The 22,493-nt window shown below is 44.3% G+C and carries 25 protein-coding genes; 12 read left to right on the top strand and 13 right to left on the bottom strand.

Features of this window, described 5'->3' with window-relative positions; all coding sequences use genetic code 11:
* Positions 1 to 259: 259 nt before the first annotated feature.
* The gene (locus ACF8OV_RS19555; protein ID WP_025442604.1) at positions 260 to 1,123 is read right to left on the bottom strand and encodes a DUF6279 family lipoprotein; all 864 of its coding nucleotides are present in this window, start codon (positions 1,121 to 1,123) and stop codon (positions 260 to 262) included.
* Between the two features lie 261 nt (positions 1,124 to 1,384).
* Between ACF8OV_RS19555 and ACF8OV_RS19550 the strand changes: the two genes are divergently transcribed.
* Positions 1,385 to 1,558 carry a hypothetical protein gene (locus ACF8OV_RS19550; protein ID WP_005463506.1) on the top strand — a complete coding sequence of 58 codons (174 nt, stop codon included), beginning with the start codon at positions 1,385 to 1,387 and terminating at the stop codon, positions 1,556 to 1,558.
* 96 nt (positions 1,559 to 1,654) lie between these two features.
* Here the strand turns inward: ACF8OV_RS19550 and ACF8OV_RS19545 are convergent, their stop codons facing one another.
* Positions 1,655 to 2,287, bottom strand: coding sequence for a response regulator (locus tag ACF8OV_RS19545; protein ID WP_005485085.1), 633 nt, complete (start codon positions 2,285 to 2,287; stop codon positions 1,655 to 1,657).
* Complete coding sequence (narQ, locus tag ACF8OV_RS19540; protein WP_005463502.1) at positions 2,274 to 4,010, bottom strand: nitrate/nitrite two-component system sensor histidine kinase NarQ; 1,737 nt, start codon at positions 4,008 to 4,010, stop codon at positions 2,274 to 2,276. Before narQ ends, ACF8OV_RS19545 begins: the two co-directional genes overlap by 14 nt.
* 247 nt (positions 4,011 to 4,257) lie before the next feature.
* Here narQ and napF point away from each other — a divergent pair, with 247 nt between their 5' ends.
* The 6 genes from napF to ACF8OV_RS19510 all read left to right on the top strand — a co-directional run bounded on the left by napF (position 4,258) and on the right by ACF8OV_RS19510 (position 8,864).
* Positions 4,258 to 4,743: a ferredoxin-type protein NapF gene (napF, locus tag ACF8OV_RS19535; RefSeq protein WP_080260420.1), complete on the top strand. Its 486-nt coding sequence runs from the start codon at positions 4,258 to 4,260 to the stop codon at positions 4,741 to 4,743.
* A 39-nt stretch (positions 4,744 to 4,782) separates the two neighbouring features.
* Complete coding sequence (locus ACF8OV_RS19530) at positions 4,783 to 5,091, top strand: chaperone NapD (RefSeq protein WP_005463501.1); 309 nt, start codon at positions 4,783 to 4,785, stop codon at positions 5,089 to 5,091.
* The gene (gene napA / locus ACF8OV_RS19525) at positions 5,088 to 7,577 is read left to right on the top strand and encodes a periplasmic nitrate reductase subunit alpha (RefSeq protein WP_392404389.1); all 2,490 of its coding nucleotides are present in this window, start codon (positions 5,088 to 5,090) and stop codon (positions 7,575 to 7,577) included. Before ACF8OV_RS19530 ends, napA begins: the two co-directional genes overlap by 4 nt.
* Before the next feature lie 78 nt (positions 7,578 to 7,655).
* Positions 7,656 to 8,111 carry a nitrate reductase cytochrome c-type subunit gene (locus ACF8OV_RS19520; RefSeq protein ID WP_011106440.1) on the top strand — a complete coding sequence of 152 codons (456 nt, stop codon included), beginning with the start codon at positions 7,656 to 7,658 and terminating at the stop codon, positions 8,109 to 8,111.
* A gap of 28 nt (positions 8,112 to 8,139) precedes the next feature.
* The gene (locus ACF8OV_RS19515) at positions 8,140 to 8,718 is read left to right on the top strand and encodes a NapC/NirT family cytochrome c (protein ID WP_005463498.1); all 579 of its coding nucleotides are present in this window, start codon (positions 8,140 to 8,142) and stop codon (positions 8,716 to 8,718) included.
* Between the two features lie 11 nt (positions 8,719 to 8,729).
* Complete coding sequence (locus ACF8OV_RS19510; protein WP_005463497.1) at positions 8,730 to 8,864, top strand: TIGR02808 family protein; 135 nt, start codon at positions 8,730 to 8,732, stop codon at positions 8,862 to 8,864.
* 168 nt (positions 8,865 to 9,032) lie between these two features.
* Here ACF8OV_RS19510 and phaC read toward each other — a convergent pair whose 3' ends face one another.
* From phaC to ACF8OV_RS19490, 4 genes are all read right to left on the bottom strand, one after another.
* Positions 9,033 to 10,808: a class I poly(R)-hydroxyalkanoic acid synthase gene (gene phaC / locus ACF8OV_RS19505; protein WP_005463495.1), complete on the bottom strand. Its 1,776-nt coding sequence runs from the start codon at positions 10,806 to 10,808 to the stop codon at positions 9,033 to 9,035.
* Positions 10,809 to 10,874: 66 nt separating this feature from the next.
* Positions 10,875 to 11,222, bottom strand: a complete 348-nt coding sequence (locus tag ACF8OV_RS19500) for a phasin family protein (RefSeq protein WP_005398278.1) — start codon at positions 11,220 to 11,222, stop codon at positions 10,875 to 10,877.
* A 44-nt stretch (positions 11,223 to 11,266) separates the two neighbouring features.
* Positions 11,267 to 12,475, bottom strand: a complete 1,209-nt coding sequence (locus ACF8OV_RS19495) for an acetyl-CoA C-acetyltransferase (protein ID WP_203504488.1) — start codon at positions 12,473 to 12,475, stop codon at positions 11,267 to 11,269.
* Between the two features lie 12 nt (positions 12,476 to 12,487).
* Complete coding sequence (locus tag ACF8OV_RS19490) at positions 12,488 to 13,228, bottom strand: SDR family oxidoreductase (protein WP_005477336.1); 741 nt, start codon at positions 13,226 to 13,228, stop codon at positions 12,488 to 12,490.
* A 739-nt stretch (positions 13,229 to 13,967) separates the two neighbouring features.
* On the opposite strand from ACF8OV_RS19490, the gene ACF8OV_RS19485 reads away from it, so the two are divergent.
* Positions 13,968 to 14,588 (top strand): LysE family translocator, encoded by a 621-nt coding sequence (locus tag ACF8OV_RS19485; RefSeq protein WP_025556810.1) that lies wholly within the window; start codon positions 13,968 to 13,970, stop codon positions 14,586 to 14,588.
* A gap of 16 nt (positions 14,589 to 14,604) precedes the next feature.
* Entirely contained in the window at positions 14,605 to 14,871 is a 267-nt protein-coding gene (locus ACF8OV_RS19480; protein ID WP_005485023.1) for a hypothetical protein, read from the top strand.
* Between the two features lie 61 nt (positions 14,872 to 14,932).
* Here ACF8OV_RS19480 and secF read toward each other — a convergent pair whose 3' ends face one another.
* The 4 genes from secF to ACF8OV_RS19460 all read right to left on the bottom strand — a co-directional run bounded on the left by secF (position 14,933) and on the right by ACF8OV_RS19460 (position 19,160).
* On the bottom strand, positions 14,933 to 15,835 hold the full coding sequence (gene secF, locus ACF8OV_RS19475; protein ID WP_005463489.1) for a protein translocase subunit SecF: 903 nt from the start codon (positions 15,833 to 15,835) through the stop codon (positions 14,933 to 14,935).
* 2 nt (positions 15,836 to 15,837) lie between these two features.
* Positions 15,838 to 17,676, bottom strand: coding sequence for a protein translocase subunit SecD (gene secD, locus ACF8OV_RS19470; protein ID WP_005373570.1), 1,839 nt, complete (start codon positions 17,674 to 17,676; stop codon positions 15,838 to 15,840).
* Between the two features lie 164 nt (positions 17,677 to 17,840).
* Positions 17,841 to 18,320 (bottom strand): hypothetical protein, encoded by a 480-nt coding sequence (locus ACF8OV_RS19465; RefSeq protein ID WP_140196260.1) that lies wholly within the window; start codon positions 18,318 to 18,320, stop codon positions 17,841 to 17,843.
* Positions 18,321 to 18,488: 168 nt separating this feature from the next.
* On the bottom strand, positions 18,489 to 19,160 hold the full coding sequence (locus ACF8OV_RS19460) for an SH3 domain-containing protein (RefSeq protein ID WP_005477076.1): 672 nt from the start codon (positions 19,158 to 19,160) through the stop codon (positions 18,489 to 18,491).
* A gap of 76 nt (positions 19,161 to 19,236) precedes the next feature.
* Between ACF8OV_RS19460 and ACF8OV_RS19455 the strand changes: the two genes are divergently transcribed.
* Together ACF8OV_RS19455 and ACF8OV_RS19450 are read left to right on the top strand one after the other, a co-directional pair.
* A complete protein-coding gene (locus tag ACF8OV_RS19455; RefSeq protein WP_020841884.1) occupies positions 19,237 to 19,785 on the top strand; it encodes a hypothetical protein in 549 nt (182 codons plus the stop codon).
* A gap of 176 nt (positions 19,786 to 19,961) precedes the next feature.
* Positions 19,962 to 20,192 (top strand): hypothetical protein, encoded by a 231-nt coding sequence (locus tag ACF8OV_RS19450; protein WP_025621960.1) that lies wholly within the window; start codon positions 19,962 to 19,964, stop codon positions 20,190 to 20,192.
* 24 nt (positions 20,193 to 20,216) lie between these two features.
* On the opposite strand, the gene ACF8OV_RS19445 is transcribed toward ACF8OV_RS19450, so the two are convergent.
* Positions 20,217 to 20,840: a bifunctional 2-polyprenyl-6-hydroxyphenol methylase/3-demethylubiquinol 3-O-methyltransferase UbiG gene (locus tag ACF8OV_RS19445; RefSeq protein ID WP_005485201.1), complete on the bottom strand. Its 624-nt coding sequence runs from the start codon at positions 20,838 to 20,840 to the stop codon at positions 20,217 to 20,219.
* Between the two features lie 39 nt (positions 20,841 to 20,879).
* Positions 20,880 to 21,329 carry an Lrp/AsnC family transcriptional regulator gene (locus ACF8OV_RS19440; RefSeq protein WP_005485150.1) on the bottom strand — a complete coding sequence of 150 codons (450 nt, stop codon included), beginning with the start codon at positions 21,327 to 21,329 and terminating at the stop codon, positions 20,880 to 20,882.
* A gap of 149 nt (positions 21,330 to 21,478) precedes the next feature.
* Here ACF8OV_RS19440 and ACF8OV_RS19435 point away from each other — a divergent pair, with 149 nt between their 5' ends.
* Positions 21,479 to 22,405: a DMT family transporter gene (locus tag ACF8OV_RS19435; RefSeq protein ID WP_203510335.1), complete on the top strand. Its 927-nt coding sequence runs from the start codon at positions 21,479 to 21,481 to the stop codon at positions 22,403 to 22,405.
* Positions 22,406 to 22,493: the final 88 nt, after the last annotated feature.

The following is a 22,493-nucleotide window of genomic DNA, read 5'->3' as shown; positions in this document are numbered from 1 at the left end:
AGACTACGCATCGCACTCAAACAAACCGGCAATACTAAGGTTTGCCTAACATAGGTAGCTCAGACGAATGAACTCCAATTACTCTGAATGAGTTCGGCTACCTAATGTTATTTAAATGCGAGGCCGCCTAGTGCCCGTAATAAACCTCACTCCATGTTACGCTCTTAGCTCAATAAGAATTTGCTTTGAATCATTTTTTCATCAGAAAGTCTCGGCTCAGCCTGGTATACATAACAATAACCATTTGTTTTCAATATGTTTAATCTTGAAGTTCTTCTGCTAACACTCGCCATTCTTTGACTTTATTGCGGAAGTGGAACCACTGTTTATCGGTCATGGACTTCGCTACGTTTAACATCAATTGATCCACTAACCCAAGGTTGTGATCGATATTCTCGGATAGTTGCTCGCTATAATAGCTTTCCGGCTCGAACAATAGCTGCATAAATACTTGTTGATAGACAACACTGTTGGACTGATTTTCGAAAAGGTATTCCAACTCTTGATATATTGAAGCGCGATAATTTCGCCAAAGTGGACTATTCAAAATCGTTTGCTGGGAAATTTGTTTTGCGTACCGTTTTTGATCGCTATTCAATTCCCCAATCCATTCTTCCATCCACTCCTCTGTATTCTCTAAAATAATCTCTCTGATCTCTGCTTCGGTTTTATCCGCATATTTTGCGTTTCTTTCTTGATAGTCCTTTCGCACGTTTTGCAAAAATTCTTGTTGTTGCTTTGGCGTCAGTTGTAAGCTCAAAGAGAACAAATCTGGCGCCGATCTCGACACTATACGGTCATAGTGCGCTTTCATTTTTTCTCGGTTTTGCTGCAAAAACGCAAGAGTAATATTGTTTGCATTAATATTCTCAAGCTCTTTTAAGTGATCGATATATAACGGTAATTCTTCTTTCTTATGCCAATCTGCTAATAGCAATAGTCGCTCTTCTAACAATGTTTCTTGTTCATCGTTAAGCGATACGTAGTCATCTAAATATTCAATAACAAACCAATCGATGTTGCTATATAGAAACTTTTTCGTACATCCGGCCAGTAAAATAACCAACAAGAACACGAATCCGTATTGAAGAACTTTATTGAATAAACTCGATAATTTAATCACTTATTCGTATTCCCTTTTCTATTGATTAAGTTCTATACTCAACTTGTATCACTTAATATTGCGGCAAACTTACGCCAGTGTGACAATTGCTCATTGCCACCCTCATAGTATATAGAGTTTGAAATTAACTTTTTGATCACAACTATCCGCAAAAAAGTGAGTTAAAGCGCATTTATCGGTCAATTTTTGTACCGAACAGCGCTCCCTATAACGGCATATTATTTGCATGGATGATTTTAGGATAGGTTATGGAGGCGAAGTATGGCAGCCGCTGAGCAACTTGATACCAGTGTAGAATATGAAATTCGATATTTCGAACAGGGGAAAATGCACAGTATGATCGTCGTCGCCGAAAATAAAAAGGTGGCGCATCAGTATTATCTGGAGTGCGGCAAGCACAACAGTGACTTGTATTCTATTCGCCCAGACAAATGAAAAAACCGCCTTTAATGGCGGTTTTTTCATTTCTGCTTTACTAAAAATTATTTAATAATCAAAAGATAAGGTCGCAACACAGCGATGACAGCATGATTATTTGATATCTCCGAAGCGTTCTAAGTAAAGTACCGTTGCCGCCGTGCGAGAAGGTACTTGAAGCTTCTTAAGTAGGCTCTTCATGTGTACTTTTACCGTCGATTCAGAAATAAACAAACGATCGGCAATCTGCTTATTACGGAAGCCTCTTGCCACCTCTCGCAGTATTTGCGTTTCGCGATCCGTTAGCGAATCAAAAACATCTTCATGATCAGAGCGTTCACTCAAATACTTGGCAACCTCTTGACTGTATGCCTTGTCACCCTGATGGGCCTGTTTGAGTAGCTCAACAAGCTCATCCGGCTCTGTATCTTTTAACAAGTAGCCATCCGCGCCACTGCGTACAATCGCTTCAATATCCGCAGGGCTGTCTGAAACGGTCAGAATAACAATCCTCGCCTCACAACCATCTGCTCGCAGCGCTTTTAACGTATCCAGCCCAGACATACCTTTCATGTTGAGATCTAGCAGTACCAAATCGAGCTCAAGCTCATGCGCTTTTGCGACTGCATCTGCGCCATTGCTTGCTTCTGCAACGACTTCAAACTCTGGCTCAAAGCTCAGGAGTTGATGGATACCACGTCGCATCAGTGGATGATCATCCACCAGCATTACTTTACACACTGTCAAAGTTTACTTCCTTACTGTGTTGGAATTCGAGTTTTACGGTGCACCCTTTGTTTATTGATGCTTCAATCTGTAGATCGGCGTGCAGTCTCGCTGCTCGCTCTTGCATGATCGTCATACCGTAATGATTAATTTTTTCGTCCTGATGTTCAAAGCCTACCCCGTCATCGGAGACGGTTACTGTGACTTTCCCATCACAATCAAGACATTGAATATGTATATGGTCAGCTTGCGCATGCTTAATCGCATTCAGTGCCGCCTCTCTGATCAACTGTAGTAAATGGACTTGTTGATGCGCATCTAATTCCGTCGATGAAAGTCTATTTTTCAACGTAATTTCTGCCGTTGTTTGCTCATTAAGCGTTTCAACCATATCTTGCAGTGCTTGGCCAAAACTGCCTTCTTTGATCGTCAGACGGAATGTTGTTAACAGCTCACGTAACTGGGTATAAGCAGCCGACAAGCCCGTATCCAGCTCTGCAATCACTTGATTGGCTTGAGCGATAGCCTTTTCGTCAGGAAGATTTTTCACGCTTCTCTTTAATAAAGCGACCTGAATTTTCAAATAGGATAACGCTTGAGCCAAAGAGTCGTGAAGTTCGCGAGCAATGGTCGCGCGCTCTTCCATCAACAAAATTTGCTCTGCTTGACGCTGTGCGCGATTGTAATACACCGCTCGCGAGAGAATTTGTACAAAGTTGTCAATTAGCGTCTCGTTCGGGCACGGTAAGCCTGCTTTCCAATATAGAGAACCGAGATGTTCGCCATCTAACGTTAAAGGTTCTGCATGACATTCATCATCACAATCATGGCAGCACTCTTCCCCTTCCGTAAGGATCCAATTAGGCTCTCCCAACTGTTCGATTTCAAGCTTCACCGCTTTAATGCCTTCTAAGCTCGCAATGTGCTTCAAAATCGCCTGGAAATTATCCTGATTAATGCGCGATGCCGTGAGCTCTTTTGAGGAATCATAAAGCACTTCTAAAGACTGATTCGCATGTTGTAACTTGCGAGTTTTCTCGTCTACCGCCTGTTCCAATCCACGATAGAGCTTACCGAGGTCTGTCGCCATCCGATTAAAGGTGCGCGTGAGTATGCCCATTTCGTTGTCACTTGACACCGCTAAATTGATATCAAAAGAGCGATTTTTAATTCGTTCACTTGCAAATACTAGTGCACGCAGCGGCCTCACGACTTCCAAACGGATAAAGTGGACAACAAACATACTGGCGCAAAGAATGCCGCCCAGCCCTAACCCGCCAATCCAAGCTAAGTTGATGAGCTTCTGCTCAGAAAAGTTTTGCAGCTTAAACACAAAGTCGTCGATCTGCTGAACAAAGCCCGCGACCAAGAGTTGATATTGGCTTGGGTCCTCCCCTCTCAACACCGATTTTAACTCGTGCCATCGCATGATTAAGCGATAGTAATCGTGAGTGATGTCTTCCGGCACAGACCAATGCTGAAGTGCTTTCATCGAAGGCGAGTAAATCGAGTGCTCAAATGCGTCAATATGTGAAGAATAATCAACAGATCGAATCTGAATGTCGTGTGCTAAACGATAACTTTGCATGCGCATCGACCCCGCCACGTTGACGGCTTCTGCGTCATTTAGGCTTGACGCAAGGGTAAAAATAGCAAAGCCAGTCGTTGCTACTGATAACAACAAAATCAGAAGCATCGCGGACGCAATCGTGCGCGTTACTGACTTTTTCACATTTTTAAACAATCAGAGTTCCTCGCCTATTAATTGTCCAACTTGTACACGCAATGAACCCATTGACTTTCAACTTTATCAATATGTGATCACCTGCGATGGAATTTATTGATCCAAAACAATATTGCATCTCAATTACCTCCTAAGAGGTATTTATACAAATATGTCAAAAACTACAATTTCGTTAGCTTTAATGACAGTTTATTAATGAAAATTGTGGACTATGCTTAGTTTGGGTTCCAAGTTTCGAGGTGACTAAGTGGTAGACCTTTCCAGAAGAAGACTCTTTGCAAGAAAAACGCATACCGATAACGCCGTTCGCCTACCTTGGTTAGCCCGACCAGAACAGTTCACGGATGGTTGTACTCGTTGCGGAAAGTGCATTGACGCCTGCGAAACGAAAATTATAACCAAAAGTGACGGCGGATTCCCTTCAGTCGATTTTTCTATTGATGAATGTACGTTTTGCTATCAATGCGCAGATGTTTGTCCAGAGCCGCTCTTTTTAGCAGAAACCGAGCAACCTTGGCACGCAAAAGCAGTAATTAGTGATGACTGTTTAGCAAAGCAAAATGTCGAATGCAGAAGCTGTGGGGACATGTGCGACCCAATAGCAATCCAGTTCAAGTTAGAACTGGGAAAAGTAGCACAACCCAATTTAAACCTTGATGAATGCAACGGCTGCGGCGCATGTGTTTCTGTGTGCCCGACTTCATCCATCAATGTGAGCAATATAACAGCCTAAGCCGTATATACGGTAAACGGCAATAAATGAGAGAGCTATATGTCACTAAATGAAGTGCATATTTCAAGTTTAGTAGTGCACGTGCTGCCTGAGCATCTGGATGAAATTAAGACGCAAATTGAAACGTATGAAAACGCGGAAATTTACGGAGACAGTCCAGAAGGCAAAATCGTTGTGGTGCTTGAAACCGAAAACCAAGGTTTCATCACAGACACTATTGATGCCATTAACAATTTACCGAATGTTTTGAGCACAGTGTTGGTTTATCACCAAATCGAAACTGCGCTTGAAGAAACGGATGAAGAAGACACTGGAACACAACATTCCCAAATCGAGGGTGAAGTATGAAAATGACAAGACGTGCGTTTGTGAAAGCAAACGCGGCTGCATCAGCTGCTGCTGTCGCAGGTATTACACTACCAGCATCTGCAGCGAACCTGATTGCAAGCTCTGATCAAACCAAAATCACATGGGACAAAGCGCCTTGTCGTTTTTGTGGTACAGGCTGTTCTGTTCTTGTTGGTACTCAAAACGGCAAAGTCGTTGCTACTCAGGGTGACCCAGAAGCACCAGTAAACAAAGGCCTAAACTGTATCAAAGGCTACTTCCTTTCTAAGATCATGTACGGTCAAGACCGTCTGACTCAACCTCTTCTTCGTATGAAAGACGGCAAATACCACAAAGATGGCGAATTTACGCCAGTTTCGTGGGACGTTGCATTCGATATGATGGCAGAAAAATGGAAAGCATCTCTAGAGAAAAAAGGCCCGACTAGCGTTGGTATGTTTGGCTCTGGCCAATGGACTGTAATGGAAGGTTACGCGGCGGCGAAAATGATGAAAGCCGGTTTCCGTTCTAACAACATTGACCCTAACGCGCGTCACTGTATGGCGTCTGCGGTAGTAGGTTTCATGCGTGCTTTCGGTATCGATGAACCTATGGGCTGTTACGATGACTTCGAGAACGCTGATGCATTCGTGCTTTGGGGTTCGAACATGGCAGAAATGCACCCTGTACTATGGACTCGTATTACTGACCGTCGCCTGAGCCACCCTCATGTTCGCGTAAACGTACTTTCAACTTACTACCACCGTTCATTCGAGTTGGCAGATCACGGCTACATTTTTAACCCACAGTCTGACCTTGCGATTGCTAACTTTATCGCGAACTACATCATCGAAAACGATGCAGTCAACTGGGATTTCGTGAACAAGCACACGAACTTTACTCAAGCAGACACCGACATCGGTTACGGTCTGCGTGACGACGACCCGCTACAAAAAGCTGCGAAAAACCCTAACTCAGGAAAACTGACGTCAATCTCTTTCGAAGAGTACAAGAAGTCTGTAGCGCCATACACGGTTGAGAAAGCGTCTGAGATCTCGGGTGTTGAGAAAGAAAAACTGATTGAGCTTGCGAAACAATACGCCGATCCAAACACGAAAGTAATGTCACTTTGGACAATGGGTATGAACCAACATACTCGCGGCGTGTGGATGAACAACTTGGTTTACAACATCCACCTTCTAACCGGTAAAATCGCCACTCCGGGTAATAGCCCATTCTCACTAACTGGTCAGCCATCGGCGTGTGGTACAGCTCGTGAAGTTGGTACGTTTGCTCACCGTCTACCTGCGGACATGGTGGTTGCTAACCCTAAACACCGCCAAATCGCAGAAAAAATCTGGAAACTGCCTGAAGGCACGATTCCACCAAAACCAGGTTTCCACGCGGTACTTCAAGACCGTATGCTGAACGATGGCGTACTGAACTGTTACTGGGTTCAATGTAACAACAACATGCAAGCTGGTCCGAACATTAACACTGAACGTCTGCCAGGCTACCGTAACCCAGAAAACTTCATCGTTGTTTCTGACCCATACCCAACGGCTACCGCTCAAGCGGCTGACCTTATCCTTCCAACAGCAATGTGGATTGAAAAAGAAGGCGCTTACGGTAACGCAGAACGTCGTACTCAAGCTTGGTACCAACAAGTAGGCACGGTAGGCGACGCTAAGTCTGACCTATGGCAGGTAATGGAGTTCTCTAAACGCTTCAAGATGGAAGAAGTATGGCCAGAAGAACTTCTAGCGAAAGCGCCTCAGTACCGTGGCAAAACCATGTACGACATGCTGTTCAAAAACGGCCAAGTTGACAAGTTCCCGCTTGAAGAGGCACGTGAACTGAACGACGATTCGCACCACTTCGGTTTCTACGTTCAAAAAGGTCTGTTTGAAGAATACGCAACGTTCGGCCGCGGCCATGGTCACGACTTAGCACCATACGATGTGTACCACACCGTACGCGGTCTACGTTGGCCAGTCGTTGATGGTAAAGAAACACAGTGGCGCTTTAAAGAAGGCTCGGACCCATACGCGAAAGCGGGTTCTGGTTGGGATTTCTACGGCAATGCCGACGGTAAAGCGAAGATCATCTCTGCACCGTACGAAGCGCCACCAGAAGTGCCAGATTCAGAATTCGACCTATGGCTATGTACAGGCCGTGTTCTTGAGCACTGGCACACTGGTACCATGACTCGTCGTGTACCTGAGCTGTACAAAGCAGTACCGGATGCGGTTTGTTACATGCACCCAGAAGATGCGAAAGCGCGCAACGTACGTCGCGGTGAAGAAGTGGTTATCGCGAACAAACGTGGCGAAGTACGCGTTCGTGTTGAAACGCGCGGTCGTAACCGTCCGCCAAAAGGCTTGGTATTCGTACCGTTCTTTGATGCTCGTATTTTGATCAACAAGCTAATCCTTGATGCGACTGATCCTCTGTCTAAACAGACAGACTTTAAGAAGTGTCCAGTCAAAATCACTAAGGTTGCTTAACCGTCAAATCACGAACGTAAAGGCCGTCATAGCTGCGGCCTCATAAAGAATTTAAGCCATATAGGCGGAGATGAAATGATGAAAAAATTACTTGTCGCACTTTTATCTGTAGGTGCATTAGTAACAGGCATTGCGCAAGCAGAGTTGGACAATCCAGGAGGCACAGGTGGCCTTGAGTCGCTACGTGGAATGACTCAGCTGGAAGACACTCGCCCTGCAGACGAATTTAAAGATTTTCCGAAAGACCAAATCGTTGAAGACAGCTTTGTTTATCAGCCACCGTTGATTCCACATAGCATTCGTAGCTACGAAGTGTCACTGAACGCAAACAAGTGTCTTGCATGTCATAGCTGGAAAAACGCGAAAGAGTCTGGCGCAACAAAAATCAGTGTAACGCACTATGTAAACCGCCAAGATGCAGTACTTGCTGATGTCTCTCCTCGTCGTTACTTCTGTCTGCAATGTCACGTTCCACAAACCAATGCGAAACCGCTAGTGGAAAATGAATTCCAGTCAGTTGATTCACTTCAGTAGTTGAAACGCAAGTACTAAGAGGTCATTTATGAAAATACTTAAAGCGTTTTGGAAGAGGCTGAAGAACCCAAGTAAAGCTGCCGCTGGTGTGGTTTTATTCTTAGGCTTTGCCGGTGGTCTTCTGTTTTGGGGCGCATTCAACACGGGTATGGAAGCAACGAACACGGAAGAATTCTGTTCTGGGTGTCACGCACCTATCGTGAAAGAAATCCAAGAGACGATCCACTACTCTAACCGTTCAGGCGTTCGTGCAATCTGTTCTGACTGTCACGTACCACATGAATGGACAGATAAGATCGTACGTAAAGTTCAAGCGTCAAAAGAACTGTTTGCACACTACGTTCTTGGCACCATTGATACACCAGAGAAGTTCCAAGCTCGTCGTGGCCATCTAGCCGAGCGCGAATGGGCTCGTATGAAGAAGAATGACTCTCTAGAGTGTCGTAACTGTCACGAGTTTGATTACATGGACTACTCACAGCAGGGCTCGCGTGCTGCGGCTCAACACTCAACAGCATTAGCTTCTGGCGACAAGACCTGTGTAGATTGTCACAAAGGTATTGCTCACAAGCTGCCTGACATGAGTGGCGTTGAAGGCTGGCAATAAGGAGACAAACCATGAGTACTTTAGAATCTGTGATTTGGCATATCCTTGGATACAGCGCAATGCCAGTGATTATTCTTTCCGGCTTTGTAGGAGTAGCAGCAGTCTCTTTATGGCTACTCTCACTAGGTAAGGATAAAGAGGTTTAACCGCAAGGTTAGTTCATCTCTACCCCGTCAACTTTTTATTGCCTATTTTGTTGACACTAAGCGCCGAGCAAATGCTCGGCGCTTTTTTTTTGATAGCGTAATGATCGCTTATCCAACCATAAAAAAAGCGACCATGTAGGCCGCTAAAGATTACTGCTATAGGGAGTTTTAAGACTCTTTCACTGGCAGAACTTGCTTAACGTATTGTCCTGGCGCTTCATCAATCACTGGGTAATTTTCTGAGCCCACAGGGAATGGTTCAACCTGCTCTTGCGGGTTGTATTGCAATAACCATTCGTTCCAATGCGTCCACCAAGAACCCTCTTTGTGTTCTGCATTGCTCAACCACTCATCAGCTGAGTCATCAAGAGTGTCATTTAACCAGTAGCCATATTTGTTTTTAGCAGGATGGTTAACAATACCAGCAATATGGCCCGATTCGCCTAATACGAAGGTCTTATTGCCGCCAGTGTGCAATGCACCTCGGTATGTGCCTTGCCAAAGCGCGATGTGATCTTCTTTCGTCGACACAAAATAACTAGGAATTTTGATCTTGTTGAGATCAATCCACACTCCGCCAATTTTAACGCCTTTGTCTTGCACGAGTTTGTTCTCTAGATAGAGCTCACGAAGCAAGAAATTATGAGACGCGGCACTGACGTTGGTGCTATCGCTGTTCCAGTACAACAAGTCGAAATCAACCGGACTGTTACCTTTCAAGTAATTGTCGACGTAGTAGTTCCAGTACAAGCTGTTTTCACGCAACAAGCTGAATGTTACGCTCAGTGAACGACCATCCATGTAACCTTTTGCGTTGTTCTGTGTCTCGATAGCGCTAATGATTGTGTCGTTAATGTACGCGCCGACTTCGCCCGGTTGAGAGAAATCCAAAAGCGTGGTGAAGAACGTCGCCGATTTGATGCGCTTCTTCATACGTTTTGCGGCATAGTATGCAACAGTGCTCGCTAAAACCGTACCACCAATGCAGTAACCTGCCGCGTTGATTTGCTCTTGCCCTGTGATTTCTTCAATCGCGGAAACCGCTTTCACAACGCCTTCAGTAACGTAATCACCAAATTCAACATGCGCTTGCGCTTTACCTGGATTACGCCAAGAAATCATGAACACACTGTGGCCTTGTTCAAGCAACCAGCGAACCATCGAGTTCTTCGCAGTGAGGTCAAGAATGTAGTATTTGTTGATGAAAGGCGGAACGATTAGCAGTGGTGTCGCGTTGACTTTTTCTGTTAACGGACGATATTGAATAAGCTCAAACAACTCATTCTGAAAGACCACATCACCAGCGGTTGTCGCAACGTCATCACCCACTCGGAAAGCGTTGTTGTTCGTCATGCGCACTTTTAAAATGTCTGCGCTCGACTCAACGTCTTCTTTCAACTGCTCTAAGCCAGCCAGTAGATTTTGGCCGTTTTGCTCAAGTGTCAGCTTCAAAAGCTCTGGGTTAGTTGCGATGAAGTTGGAAGGAGAAAGGGCGTTAATGGCTTGGCGAGAGAAGAAAATAATACGTTCTTTCGTCTTTTCGTCTAAGCCTTCCAAAGACTCGATGGTATCAAGATAGGTCTTACTGAATAAAAGGTAGGATTGTTTGATGAAGCTATACATGGCTTCATTTTGCCACGCTTCGTTTGAGAAACGCTTATCCCCTTTTTCAGCTTCAATGATTTGTGCTTGATTCCCCGCCAATGCAACATTCTGCCAAATTTGCAGTTGCTGTTCCCACCACTGTGCTTGCAGCTTTAAAATCGCAGCAGGCTGATTCGCAGCTTGTTCGAACAGTTTGGCAGTATCCTCAAAGTTCACTTCTTGCATGGCCTTGTTTAAAGGAGAGTTCACGACTGCCTTGTTCACTTCGAAATCATGCCACCACTGATGATTGGTTTCCTGAAGCTTCACAAGATAGTCCGAAAAGAAGTGTTGAAACATAGTCTTACTCCTATATTCGGAAAAAACAACGCCGCCCAAATCTAGGGGCGGCGAGAATCGGACAAATTACGCAGGAGTAACTGTCTTTAGATTTTCCGAAGTCATCTTCTCAACGTCTTCTTTGAACTCTTTTGCAATGGCTTGAAGCTTGTTGCTGTCATCCATCATTTGCTGAGAAAGCTTAGTAAGCACGCTTAGTTGTTGGCTGTTGAAAGCAGTTAGTGATGTCACGTCTTTGATTTCTGACGCTGCTTTCATCTGGTTTAGACCCACTTCGCTGTAAGTGCGAATTGCGTTCAGTTGAAGCTCAGTCAACACTTCTACGTTTTTTGTCACTAGCTTGTTGAACTTCAAGTAAGGTTCTAGATTTTTTTCAGTTTGATCGCTAAATGTTTTGAAAAAATCAGTGTACATGGTTTATCTCCTAGAGAAAGAATTAAAAATGTCCGTTTAAATAATTACTTAACTGCTTTTACAACCACAGCCGTGCCCATGCCGCCGCCCACACAAAGTGAAGCAACACCATATTGACCATTTTGCTTATGAAGCTCGTGAACAAGCGTCACTAAAATTCGGTTGCCCGATGCACCAAGCGGGTGGCCTAGCGCGATAGCACCGCCGTTAAAGTTCGCTTTATCTTGAATCGCATTAACTGGAACTTGGTTGGTTTCCGCCAACTGATGAATCACGCCAAGTGCTTGCGCTGCAAATGCTTCGTTTAACTCGTAAACGTCGATGTCGTTTACTGTGAGTTCCGCTTTTGCGAGTGCTTTATTGACCGATTCAACTGGACCTAAGCCCATGATTTTCGGATCAAGACCCGATTGCGCGTAGCTTACAATCTCAGCAAGCGGCGTTAATCCGTGCGCTTTAACTGCGCTTTCAGACGCAACGATAATCGCACTCGCGCCATCGTTAATGCCCGACGCATTACCCGCAGTCACTGTGCCTTCGCGGTCAAAAGCAGGACGCAGCTTGCTTAAAGCTTCCATTGTTGCGTTCGCTTTTGGGTATTCATCGGAATCGAATAGTACGGTTTCTCGACGCTGTTGCACTTCCACTGGCACAATTTCGTCTTTGAATTTACCTGCTTCAATAGCGGCAACCGCTTTCTGTTGGCTCGACAACGCATATTCGTCTTGCTGTTGACGAGTTAGGCCGATTTCTTTTGCTACGTTTTCTGCCGTCACACCCATGTGATATTGGTTGTAAACGTCGGTTAAACCGTCCGCTACGAGCAGATCTTTCAGCTCCAGATTGCCCATTTTGTTGCCATCACGAATGCTGCTTGGTGCGGCAAACGGAATCTGAGACATGACCTCAACACCCGCCGCAACAACGATCTCTGCATCGCCACTACGGATATGAGAAACTGCGTCCATGACCGTTTTCATACCGCTACCGCAAACCATGTTTACGCCGTATGCAGGAACAGATTCGGGAATCCCAGCAAACAATGCCGCTTGGCGGCCAACACCCATGCCTTGACCTGCACCAACAACGTTACCGACAATCACTTCGTCAACCTTGTCGCCAGCCAACTTTGCTGCTTCTAACGCGCCCTTAATCGCTACTGCTGCCAGATCGCCAGCTGAGGTATTTTTCAGGCTGCCACCAAAAGCGCCAATTGGGGTACGCTTCGCCGCTACGATAAATACTTTTTCCATCATCTTATCTCCTTAGTGCATGTATAGGCCGCCGTTCACCGACAAAGTCTCACCGGTGATATAGGCGCCGGCATCGCTGACCAAGAAGCTCACTGATGCTGCAATTTCTTCTGGTGTCGCAAGGCGTTTCATTGGGATTTGGTTCGTGATGGATTCCAACACTTCTGGCTTCATTTGCTCAACCATTGGCGTACCTGTGTACCCCGGAGCGATAACATTGACCGTCACACCCGAGCGAGCGCCTTCGTATGCCAAGGCTTTAGAGAAACCGATCATCCCAGCTTTCGCCGCCGAGTAGTTTGCTTGACCAAACTGCCCTTTTAGACCATTGACTGAAGAGATATTGATGACACGACCACCACCTTTTTCGCACATTGCTGCGAATAGGGGTTGCGTAACGTTGAATAGACTATTGAGGTTGGTATTGATGACATCATTCCAAGCTTGCGCAGTCATCTTTTTAAACACGCCATCGCGTGTGATACCTGCGTTGTTGACAACAACATCAATGGTTCCTTCTTCCTCAAGCAATTGCGCTAACTTCTCCGCACACTCAGCGGTGTTTGTTACGTCCAACTCAAAAAGGCGAACCTGATCTTTGGTAAACCCTTTACTGTTGAACCACTCCAGCGCACATTCGTAGTTACCTGTGAAATAAGTAGCGATTACACGGTAACCGTCATTGACTAATTGAGAGGAAATAGCAGAACCAATTCCGCCTTTTGATCCAGTGATCAAAGCGACTTTCTTCATTGAAGACTCCATTCTTAACGGCATTTAAAAAGCAAACTTAATACACTGATGAAATAGTTCACCAACTGACGTGTTTATTTATTCTTTTGACAACCAATCCTGTGCTGTCTTTTATTTTAAGTTAACCTAGAAATATTACATTTCAAATAAAAAACTAATCCATTTGCATAAGATTGATTTAGATCTCATTACACATGAAATGTTATAAAATAGTTAACTCTTCATAACTCATTGTTTTTAATAGTACTTACCTGAAACGCAAGCCTACCAATACAGCAAAATAATCCTTATATATCATATGATTACATACAGAACGGTAGACATTACATTATGTCATGATTTAAGATCTGAATTTTAAGTCTAAATGATTATGGCAAAAACAAGATTAGAATAATAATTCAAATATCAGTAAAGACAATTATCAAACATATCATTTAATTACTGCATTTAATGATAATTTAGTTATCAACATGGCTATTTAGAACAATGAAAATAAACAACGAAAAAATATAAACAATTAAATATATTTAATCGAAGATCGATATAAGAGTTTGTTTCATACTGGTGCAATACGCACTATTATGACGCAGAGATTAAAATATAATTTCATTTTAATTTTAAATATCCGAATAACATCAGCTAACTAACACAAAAAGCAACCGTTCGCTTTGTAGTAGCATCCTCTCCCGCTTTGCACTATCTTTGTGGCTTCTCTTTAATCACTAAGTCATCAACAGATATGAATCTTGCATTGCTCAGTATGTTCATCCCTACTTTCTTTTTCGTCTCGATTACTCCAGGAATGTGCATGACGTTGGCACTCACATTGGGAATGAGTGTCGGCTATCGCCGGACACTGTGGATGATGATTGGAGAGTTAGCCGGGGTAGCTCTGGTTTCCGTCTCTGCGGTACTCGGCATCGCCGCAGTTATGCTCAATTATCCGTGGCTATTTACCGTCCTCAAATTTGCCGGCGGTGCGTATTTGCTCTATTTAGGTATCGAAATGTGGCGATCTCGAGGCAAACTCGCGATCAATTTGGAGAACTCAACTTCACCACCTAAAGGTAACTGGAATTTGGTTCTGCAGGGCTTCGTTACCGCCATCGCGAACCCTAAAGGTTGGGCATTTATGATCTCACTTTTGCCTCCATTCATCGACCAGAGCAAAGCCCTAGCGCCACAGCTCATGGTTTTAGTCTCGATCATTCTGCTGTTCGAGTTCATCTGTATGTCACTGTATGCGACAGGCGGTAAAGGGCTTAAACGTGTTTTAGGCCAATCAAAAAATGTTCGTTTGATGAACCGTTTCGCAGGCACGTTGATGATGGGCGTTGGTGTTTGGCTGTTTGTGAGTTAGAACGGAACTAAAAGTAATGAAAAACCTCTTTCAAAAGTTCACGCAAGTGATGAGTGAAGTACTAGATTTTCAGGCCCGAGTGTGGGTTGTGAACGTCTATGCAGGAGAGCATAAAGGCGAGTCTTATGTCGTTAATGAAGATGCTTTCTCTGAACCTCTTCAGTGGATGAAGAAAAAAGGCTACCAAGAGTCGATGTTGAATAAAGTCGAAGCAATGAAGCGCTCACAGATCTTAGAGTTCGATTTGGGACGGGTAAAACATCGTCTGATGCGCGTGAAATAAGCACAAAAAAAGCGCCACTCAAAATGAGTGGCGCAAGCACTTTTACCTTAAAAGAACGATGCTATGGCGCAGCGTCGATCTCAACAGGCAGATAATGTTTCGGCTCCAGTTTCAACCACTCTGGCAGCACGGTACCAATCGAAATCGATGACCATGTACCAGACAGAACGCCAATAAACATCGCGGTTGAGAAACCAGCCAAAGGCGCTCCTCCCATAATCCACAATGCTCCAACGGTGATCAGTGTTGTACCAGATGTCACCATGGTGCGTGAAAACGTCGCGATAACAGCTTGGTCATTGATGTCTTCTGTTTTCCAACTCTGCTTCGCAATCAACAGCTCACGGATTCGGTCTGCAATGATGATCGAGTCATTCAATGAGTAACCTAAAATCGCCAGCACAGCAGCAAAAACGGTTAAGTTGAACTCCATTTGAGTAATTGCAAAGAAGCCAAGCACTAAGATCACATCATGGGCCAAAGCAAACAGTGAACCGCTTGCCAAACGCCACTCAAAACGGAAACACAAGTAACCGAGAATACTCAACACACAAATCAACAGTGCTAAGCCACCTTGTTCAAACAAGTCTTGGCCAACTTGAGCACCAACAATACTGTTGCTGACAACATCAACTTGGTGAGAGATTGGCTTAAGTACATCTGCCACGCTCGGTAATGTCTGCCCTTCTTCCGGCGCAGAGTAACGGATCACCCAACGGCCATCTTCACCAGAACGTGTTACTGATGTTGACTCACCAAGTTTTGGTTGCAGTACGTCAAGCAGATCATGGTTAGTTAGCTGCTTATCTACCTTTACTTCTGTCACCATACCACCAGTGAAATCCAAGCCAAGGTTCAACCCTTTAAAGCCTAGAGCGACTAACGCGATCACCGTCAAAATGATGGAAACTAGCGTAGTAAAGTAGCGAATTTTACGAATATTTTGTTTTAGCATTTCGACCATGATTAAACCCTCACATCACGACGGGCATCGCGGCCCCAAATTAAATTGATCATTGCTCGAGAGGCAAATACGCCTGTAAACATACTGGTTAACAAACCTAATCCGAGTGTTAAGGCAAAGCCTTGGATTGGGCCGTTACCGATGGCGTACAAAATCACGGCGGTGATCATAGTAGTAATGTTGGCATCAAGGATGGTCGAGAACGCGCTGTCAAAGCCTAGATCAATCGCTTGAGCGAAGCTGCGACCTTCACGCATTTTGTCCTTAATACGTTCGAAAATAATAACGTTGGTGTCCACTGCCATACCGACGGTTAACACTAAACCTGCAATGCCAGGAAGCGTTAGCACCGCACCTGGTAACAAGGCAATTAGGCCAAGCAGACAAAGCATGTTGGCACAAAGCGCCACGTTTGCTACCCAACCTAAGCGGCGGTACCAAAGTGCCATAAAGGTCAGTGTTAAACCCATACCTAAAGCCAGTGCTGCAAAACCGTTTTCAATGTTTTCTGCACCCAGAGAAGCACCGATAGTACGCTCTTCCACAATAGTAACCGGCGCAGTTAGTGAACCCGCACGAAGTAATAGCGCTAACTGCTGAGCATCGTCCATGCTACCTGCTCCGGTAATACGGAACTGGCTACCAAGTTGAGATTGAATAGTCGCGACGCTGATAACGCGCTCACTACGCTCGGTTACACCGCGATCGTTTGTCTTGTACTCTCGGTAAACGGTCGCCATTGGCTTGCCGATGTGAGTTGCTGAGAAGTCGCTCATTTTCTTACCACCAGCGTGGTCAAGAGAAATATTTACTTCTGACATACCCATTTTGTCGACACCAGCACGAGCGTTTACGATGTGCTCACCCGTTAGGACTGGTCGTTTTGCCAAAATCACCGTACGGCCGTCATTGTCTTGAAGAACAAGATCTTGGCTGCTGTGTGCTTGGCTCGCATCTTTCACTTCATAAAACGCCAAGCTTGCTGTTGCACCAATAACGTTTTTCGCTTGAGCAGGATCTTGTACACCAGGGAGTTCAATTCGAATGCTCTCTTTACCTTGGCGTTGCACTAGTGCTTCTGTGATACCAAGTTCTTCAATACGGCCACGCATGATCTTCAGGTTTTGTTGAAGAGTCGAGGATTGAAATTCTTGGATATTTTGTTCACTCGGTTCAAGCACAAAGCCACGAGATGAACTTTTTGAAATCCAGCCAGGGTAATTTTGACGCAAGAACTTGTTCACTTCCGACAATGCTTGCTCGCTGTCACTGTTTACCGTAATTCGGTTGCCGCTTTCTGCTCGAACTTGCACACCACGGACACGTTGATCACGTAAATTCGCTTTGATTTCATCAATCAACGCATCACGTTGCTCTTCAAACGCTTTATTCACATCAACATTCAACAAGAACTGAACGCCACCACGAAGGTCAAGACCGAGTTTAATTGGGCTAAAGCCCATCTCATTCAACCATTCTGGCGCAACCGATACGTATGAGAAAGTGATGCTGTCGTCTTTATTTAGCTCTTTGTTTAACAACGCACGAGCTTTACTTTGCGCATCTTCACCATCGAATACAATGGTTGTTTTGCCGTCTTTTTCAATGATTTTGTCGGCTGAAATATGGTTGGTTTTTAGCAGTTGATTCAGATGAACAACCGACATTTCACTGTTGTTTTGATCCGCAAACGTCAACTGGATAGAAGGCTGTTCGCCAAACCAAGTTGGGATCGCACTTAAGGTTAAGATAATGACCGTCGTGATTAATACGACATATTTCCAAGCTGAGTAGTGATTCATCAGCTTTCTGTTCTTTTGCTGCTTTGGTGTTTTTTTCATGTAAACATCATCCCTTCACGATGAGGTGAAGCTTTTAATAACAAGGCTTAACACACGACAGATGCTCCCAGAATAAATTCAGGGTATGAAATGCTCAGAACGCTCGCGCCCTGTCGAATACAATCGTCGTGTTAAGAGTGCACAATGGTGCAAATAGATGGTGTTTAGGCAGAGAACTGACTATTGAGTGCGACGTACATGGCATTGGTCTCTTTCCAACCAGAAATGCGATGATCGCTTGTGAAATGATAAAACGTGGACTGGTTGTGACGCCAGTTAATGTCCATCAAGCTGTATGCGTAACCCGCATCAGCGTAAAACGGAGTCGTGAGATCGCCGACAAAATCTACGTGCTCGTCATCAAGCCCTTCTCGTAAGTAAGACGTCCAGCGTTGAGAGTTAAACAAAGCAACGGAATCAAGACTTGCATGGCCTTCAGATACTGGAGATTGAGAACTTTCTTCTGAAACTTCAGAGAAATCGACGGAAGAGTTTGGCGATACACTTGCAGCTACAAAAGGTTGTAGCTTAGAAAAGTGCGGTACGTGAGCCTTGTGATCGATTTGCGCAGCAGATACATGCACTGGTAGCAATACCATTGCAAATAGCAGCAAAATCAATTTTTTAAGGTAAATCCAAGGCATAGGAACTCACTAAAAACACAAAGAGCCAAGTTAGGTCACTTGGCTCAATGATAGTATTCCTATTGATTATGGTTCACAACTAAAAAGTTATAAATCTCTGATTTCAGGTTTGTATCGTCATTGCTTTTATCAAAACGTCTTTAGAGAACCAATGTAATCGGTTGTAAGTTACCGATAAAAAAGCTCACCCTTATCAACATCTAAGTAGATCTTGTTCTCTTGCTCCAAACCGCCGCAATAGATGAAGTAAACATTGCGCTTTTTGAACGTCACAGAACGAACCCAACCACCGAGCTCTTCAAAATCACTAGGATCACACGTTTCATCTTTCAGCAATTGCTGGGTTTTGTTTCGGAACATATCTAAATGCTCCTTCAAGTCGTCTGACTTTTGCAGATAACCATCCAAGATCTCTAATCGCTCTTGCTCTTTGATGACTGGCTCAGCGTCAGAGAGACCTTTCGAGTTGACCCATTCCGCAGTCTCTTCTCCACCATCTTCGTAAACGATGTAGTCAGATAGACGAAACCAACCCTCGACCTTTTCCAGCACAGACACTTTTTCGCCTTTGTAAAGCGCATCAACTATCAAAGACTTATCATCAGGCTTGTTGTAAACGTTAACGCGACGCTCGATAACGTAATATTCCGTGATTTCAGGAGCTGGCGCTTCTAAATCCATGATGGGTTTGGAGGCATCCCCTTTATCTACAGGCGCCTTTTCCGTTTTAGCCGCAACAGGCTTTTCAGGTTCGTCTTTTTGCATGAAAAAGAAATAGTAACCAGCACCCGCGCCACCCAACAGAAGAAGAATCAACACTGCGATGAGAACTTTTTTCATGTTCTTTTCCTTTTTATTCTTTGTGCTTATCTCGCCATCTATACTGTTTAGAGACGGTTAACTTACGTGAGCAATCATGATCAACAAACACTATTGGATGCTGATACTTATCTTGTTCCCTTTGCTAGGGTTCGCCAATGTTCAATGTAATCCATCTTCTTGGAATGACAATCTTACCCAATTCAACCGTTTAGAGTCCAACTACAATCAGCATGTTAAGGTGTTCAACACCTTGTTAAGTGAACACAAGCAGCGCCAACTGCTTTCGCAAACTTTTTCCACAGATGAACTCAGTTTGTTATGGCGCGCTAAGTACAATCAAAACCTGTTCCAAAATCAGCTAAAAGCCTCGGTTCAGTACAAAGAAGAGTTAACGCAAAAAGCAAATGAGCTTATCAAGCTTAGTACCGAGTCGCAGTGGGCAGCCAATGGCTGGGAAAAGCTCGCTCAAAGTTGCAGACATAATAATGAAACAGCGAACCAAATCAGTGCGGAATGGTATCGAGAAAACGCTCAACAACTGGCTAAAGACTATACGACCCTCTCCTCACAATTTCTGGGATTAGCCCACCTTTATGACAAAGAAGCGAGTGCATTAAAATACGCCCAAGGCTCTCGCCATTAAACTGTTACAAAATGGGACTGTTCCCCTTAATAAAATTGATTAACCAATAACCAAACCAGCCATTTTATAGAGACATACGTCACAATAATGCTTTACTTACGCGCGTTTTTTGGTTAATTTACCCATTAACAAAATTTAATAAAAAGTCACATTTGGCTGGAGATGATGCTACAAAAATGGTTATCAATCGATTAAGTAACAGGGATTGTCCTAATGCTACCAAAGCCAAGTTTTTGTCAGTAGTTAGGCACGTAAAAGAGTTCGGTTCAATTAGCGATTTGGACCTATGTAAAATCTTCGGAGAAACAATTTGGAGTGATGGAAGGGAATACCATTCAGCCGCGTTCTCATTTAAGGTTGATAGACAAACTGGTGACTGTAAGATCTCACAGTACAAACACCAATAAGGCTTAAAAGTTTATGAAGCGGAGTTAGGAAACTGGCTCCGCTTTTTTGATCATGACAATCGTGAAGTCGTGGTCGGAGTACCCCTCGATTAATTGCGCATCTGGGCATAGCCATCGGCAATAGCGCAACACCCCCACTTTGTTATGCGATTCTAGCATTCTCATACTCGGCAGCTTTTCTTCATCGAGTAAGTTAAACACACAGCCTATTCGAGCCGCTCGATACATCTTCTCAATCATTTCAATCGTATGATTTGCATTGCTCGATTTGTAGTTTAATGAACCTGACGCAAACACATAATCACTTTGAGGAAGAACAAGCTTAGAAAAGTCGCCACAAATGAAATTAACAGGCGTTTTAAAGGCTCTCTTTCTGGCCTTTGTGATGAACTGCTTCTGCTGATCAATGCCGACATAGCGCGCTGGATATTGATTCTGGCTCTCAATATATTCAAGCAGATCACCAAAGCCACAGCCAATATCGAGAATACTAACTGCCTCTAAACAAAGGCTACGAGTCAACGCTTCAAATCGGCTGATTTGGCTATATTCGTCCTGCCAACCCAGCGTACGCGCTTTATCATTACCGAATTGTTTATAACGCTTGCGGTGGTAGTTGGCAATCTTCAATCTATCGAGCCACTTCATTTATCTCCCCTCTTGCTCACTACAGGCACAATGATCAAATTAAATGGGTAAACAGCCATTTCCTTTTACCTGCCGAATAGCAAGGTGTGTGTGGATGTCTTTGACGTTTTCTAACCTTTGCAACTTTCTCGTGAAGCTTTCGTATCCGGGAAGATCTTTACTGACCACTTCCAATAAATAATCGTAAGCGCCAGATACGACGTGACAAGAAATCACCTCATCCATATCGACGATTGCGGTTTCAAACTCATCGATTGACGACGCTTGGTGGTTATTCAAACTCACTTCAACGAACACCGTCATCGCAATGCCTACTGCGCCACGTGAGATCATTGCTCGATATCCGCTGATAACCCCTTCTTGTTCAAGACGTTTTAAGCGCCTCGCACATGGTGAAGCAGAGAGCCCTACTTGGTCAGCGAGCTCCGCTGTCGTTAATGTAGCGTCTTTCTGTATGAGATGAAGTAACTGCCTATCAATTTTGTCCATGCCAACTCCAATTGCCAAAAATAACTAAATTTAATTAATTAAACGTAGTTTAACACCAATACTGAAACAAAGTACGTCACATTTTGCCAACATGATGCGTCAGTTTCGTTCAATAATTACAGCGAACTTTACACATGGACGCGACAACGATGATTTTGGGATACGCTGCAATTTTAGTGACCGTACTGCTTTGGTCTGGCTTTTTCATTTCGCTCAAAGGTGGGGCAATTTCGGCACTGCAAGCTGCTGATATTGCTTTGGTGCGCTTTCTCGTTCCTAGCCTAATCTTGTTGCCTTTTGTAATGAAACATAAAGCCGCCCTAAAAGCCGTTCCCAACAAATACCTTACTGGTATTGTCTTGGGTAGCGGTTTACCTTATTTACTTGTAGCGGGCACTGCCATGCATTTCGCTCCCGTCGCGCATGGTAGCGCCTTAATACCTGGCACGTTGCCTTTGTTTGTTTCTGCCATTGCAGTCTTGTTCTATCAACAATCGCTGAGTCATCACCGCATTATTGGTCTTTCCACCGTACTGCTGGGTATTTTTGTGTTTCTGCTATCTAATATCGGGGAGGAATACAACTGGTCTCAACTTCAAGGGCACGCGATGTTTTTAGTTGGCAGCTTGATGTGGGCGGTTTTTACTATCAGCGCACGCGTAGCTAACCTCAACGCTTATGTATGCGCGGGTTTTGTCGCCATTGTCTCGTTACTTATGCTTATCATCGCAGTCGGGTTCGGTTGGATAGACAGCTATTTAGCGGTAACGCCTATCTCGAGTTGGCCTTGGGAGGAGCTGTTTAGCCATGCAATGCTACAAGGTGTCGGCGCAGGGCTTATCGCATCGTTTACGTTTATCTATGCCATAAAAATCATTGGCGCCGAAGCCAGCGCCGCATTTGGGTCTCTCACTCCCGTTGTCGCAACGTTGCTTGCCGTTCCAATCTTTGGCGAACAACCGGATTCGCTAACTTGGAGCGCGTTAATTCTGGTCACTTGCGGTAGCGTAGTCGCCAGCCAAATCTTTATGAAGCATGAACTTACTCAAACTTATCGCCCACCACTTCACAGATAGCGATTAATTGACAAAAACTTTTATAAACCACACTTGATGAGTAAAACGGCGTTTTGGTAGCCTCTTTTCAATCAGAAATTGGAACCTC

It is taken from the genome of Vibrio sp. GLN_1 (assembly GCF_043106015.1).
GTDB lineage: Bacteria > Pseudomonadota > Gammaproteobacteria > Enterobacterales > Vibrionaceae > Vibrio > Vibrio parahaemolyticus.
Note: the sequence above shows the minus strand (reverse complement) of the source record. Positions and strands in the feature narration are given on the sequence as shown.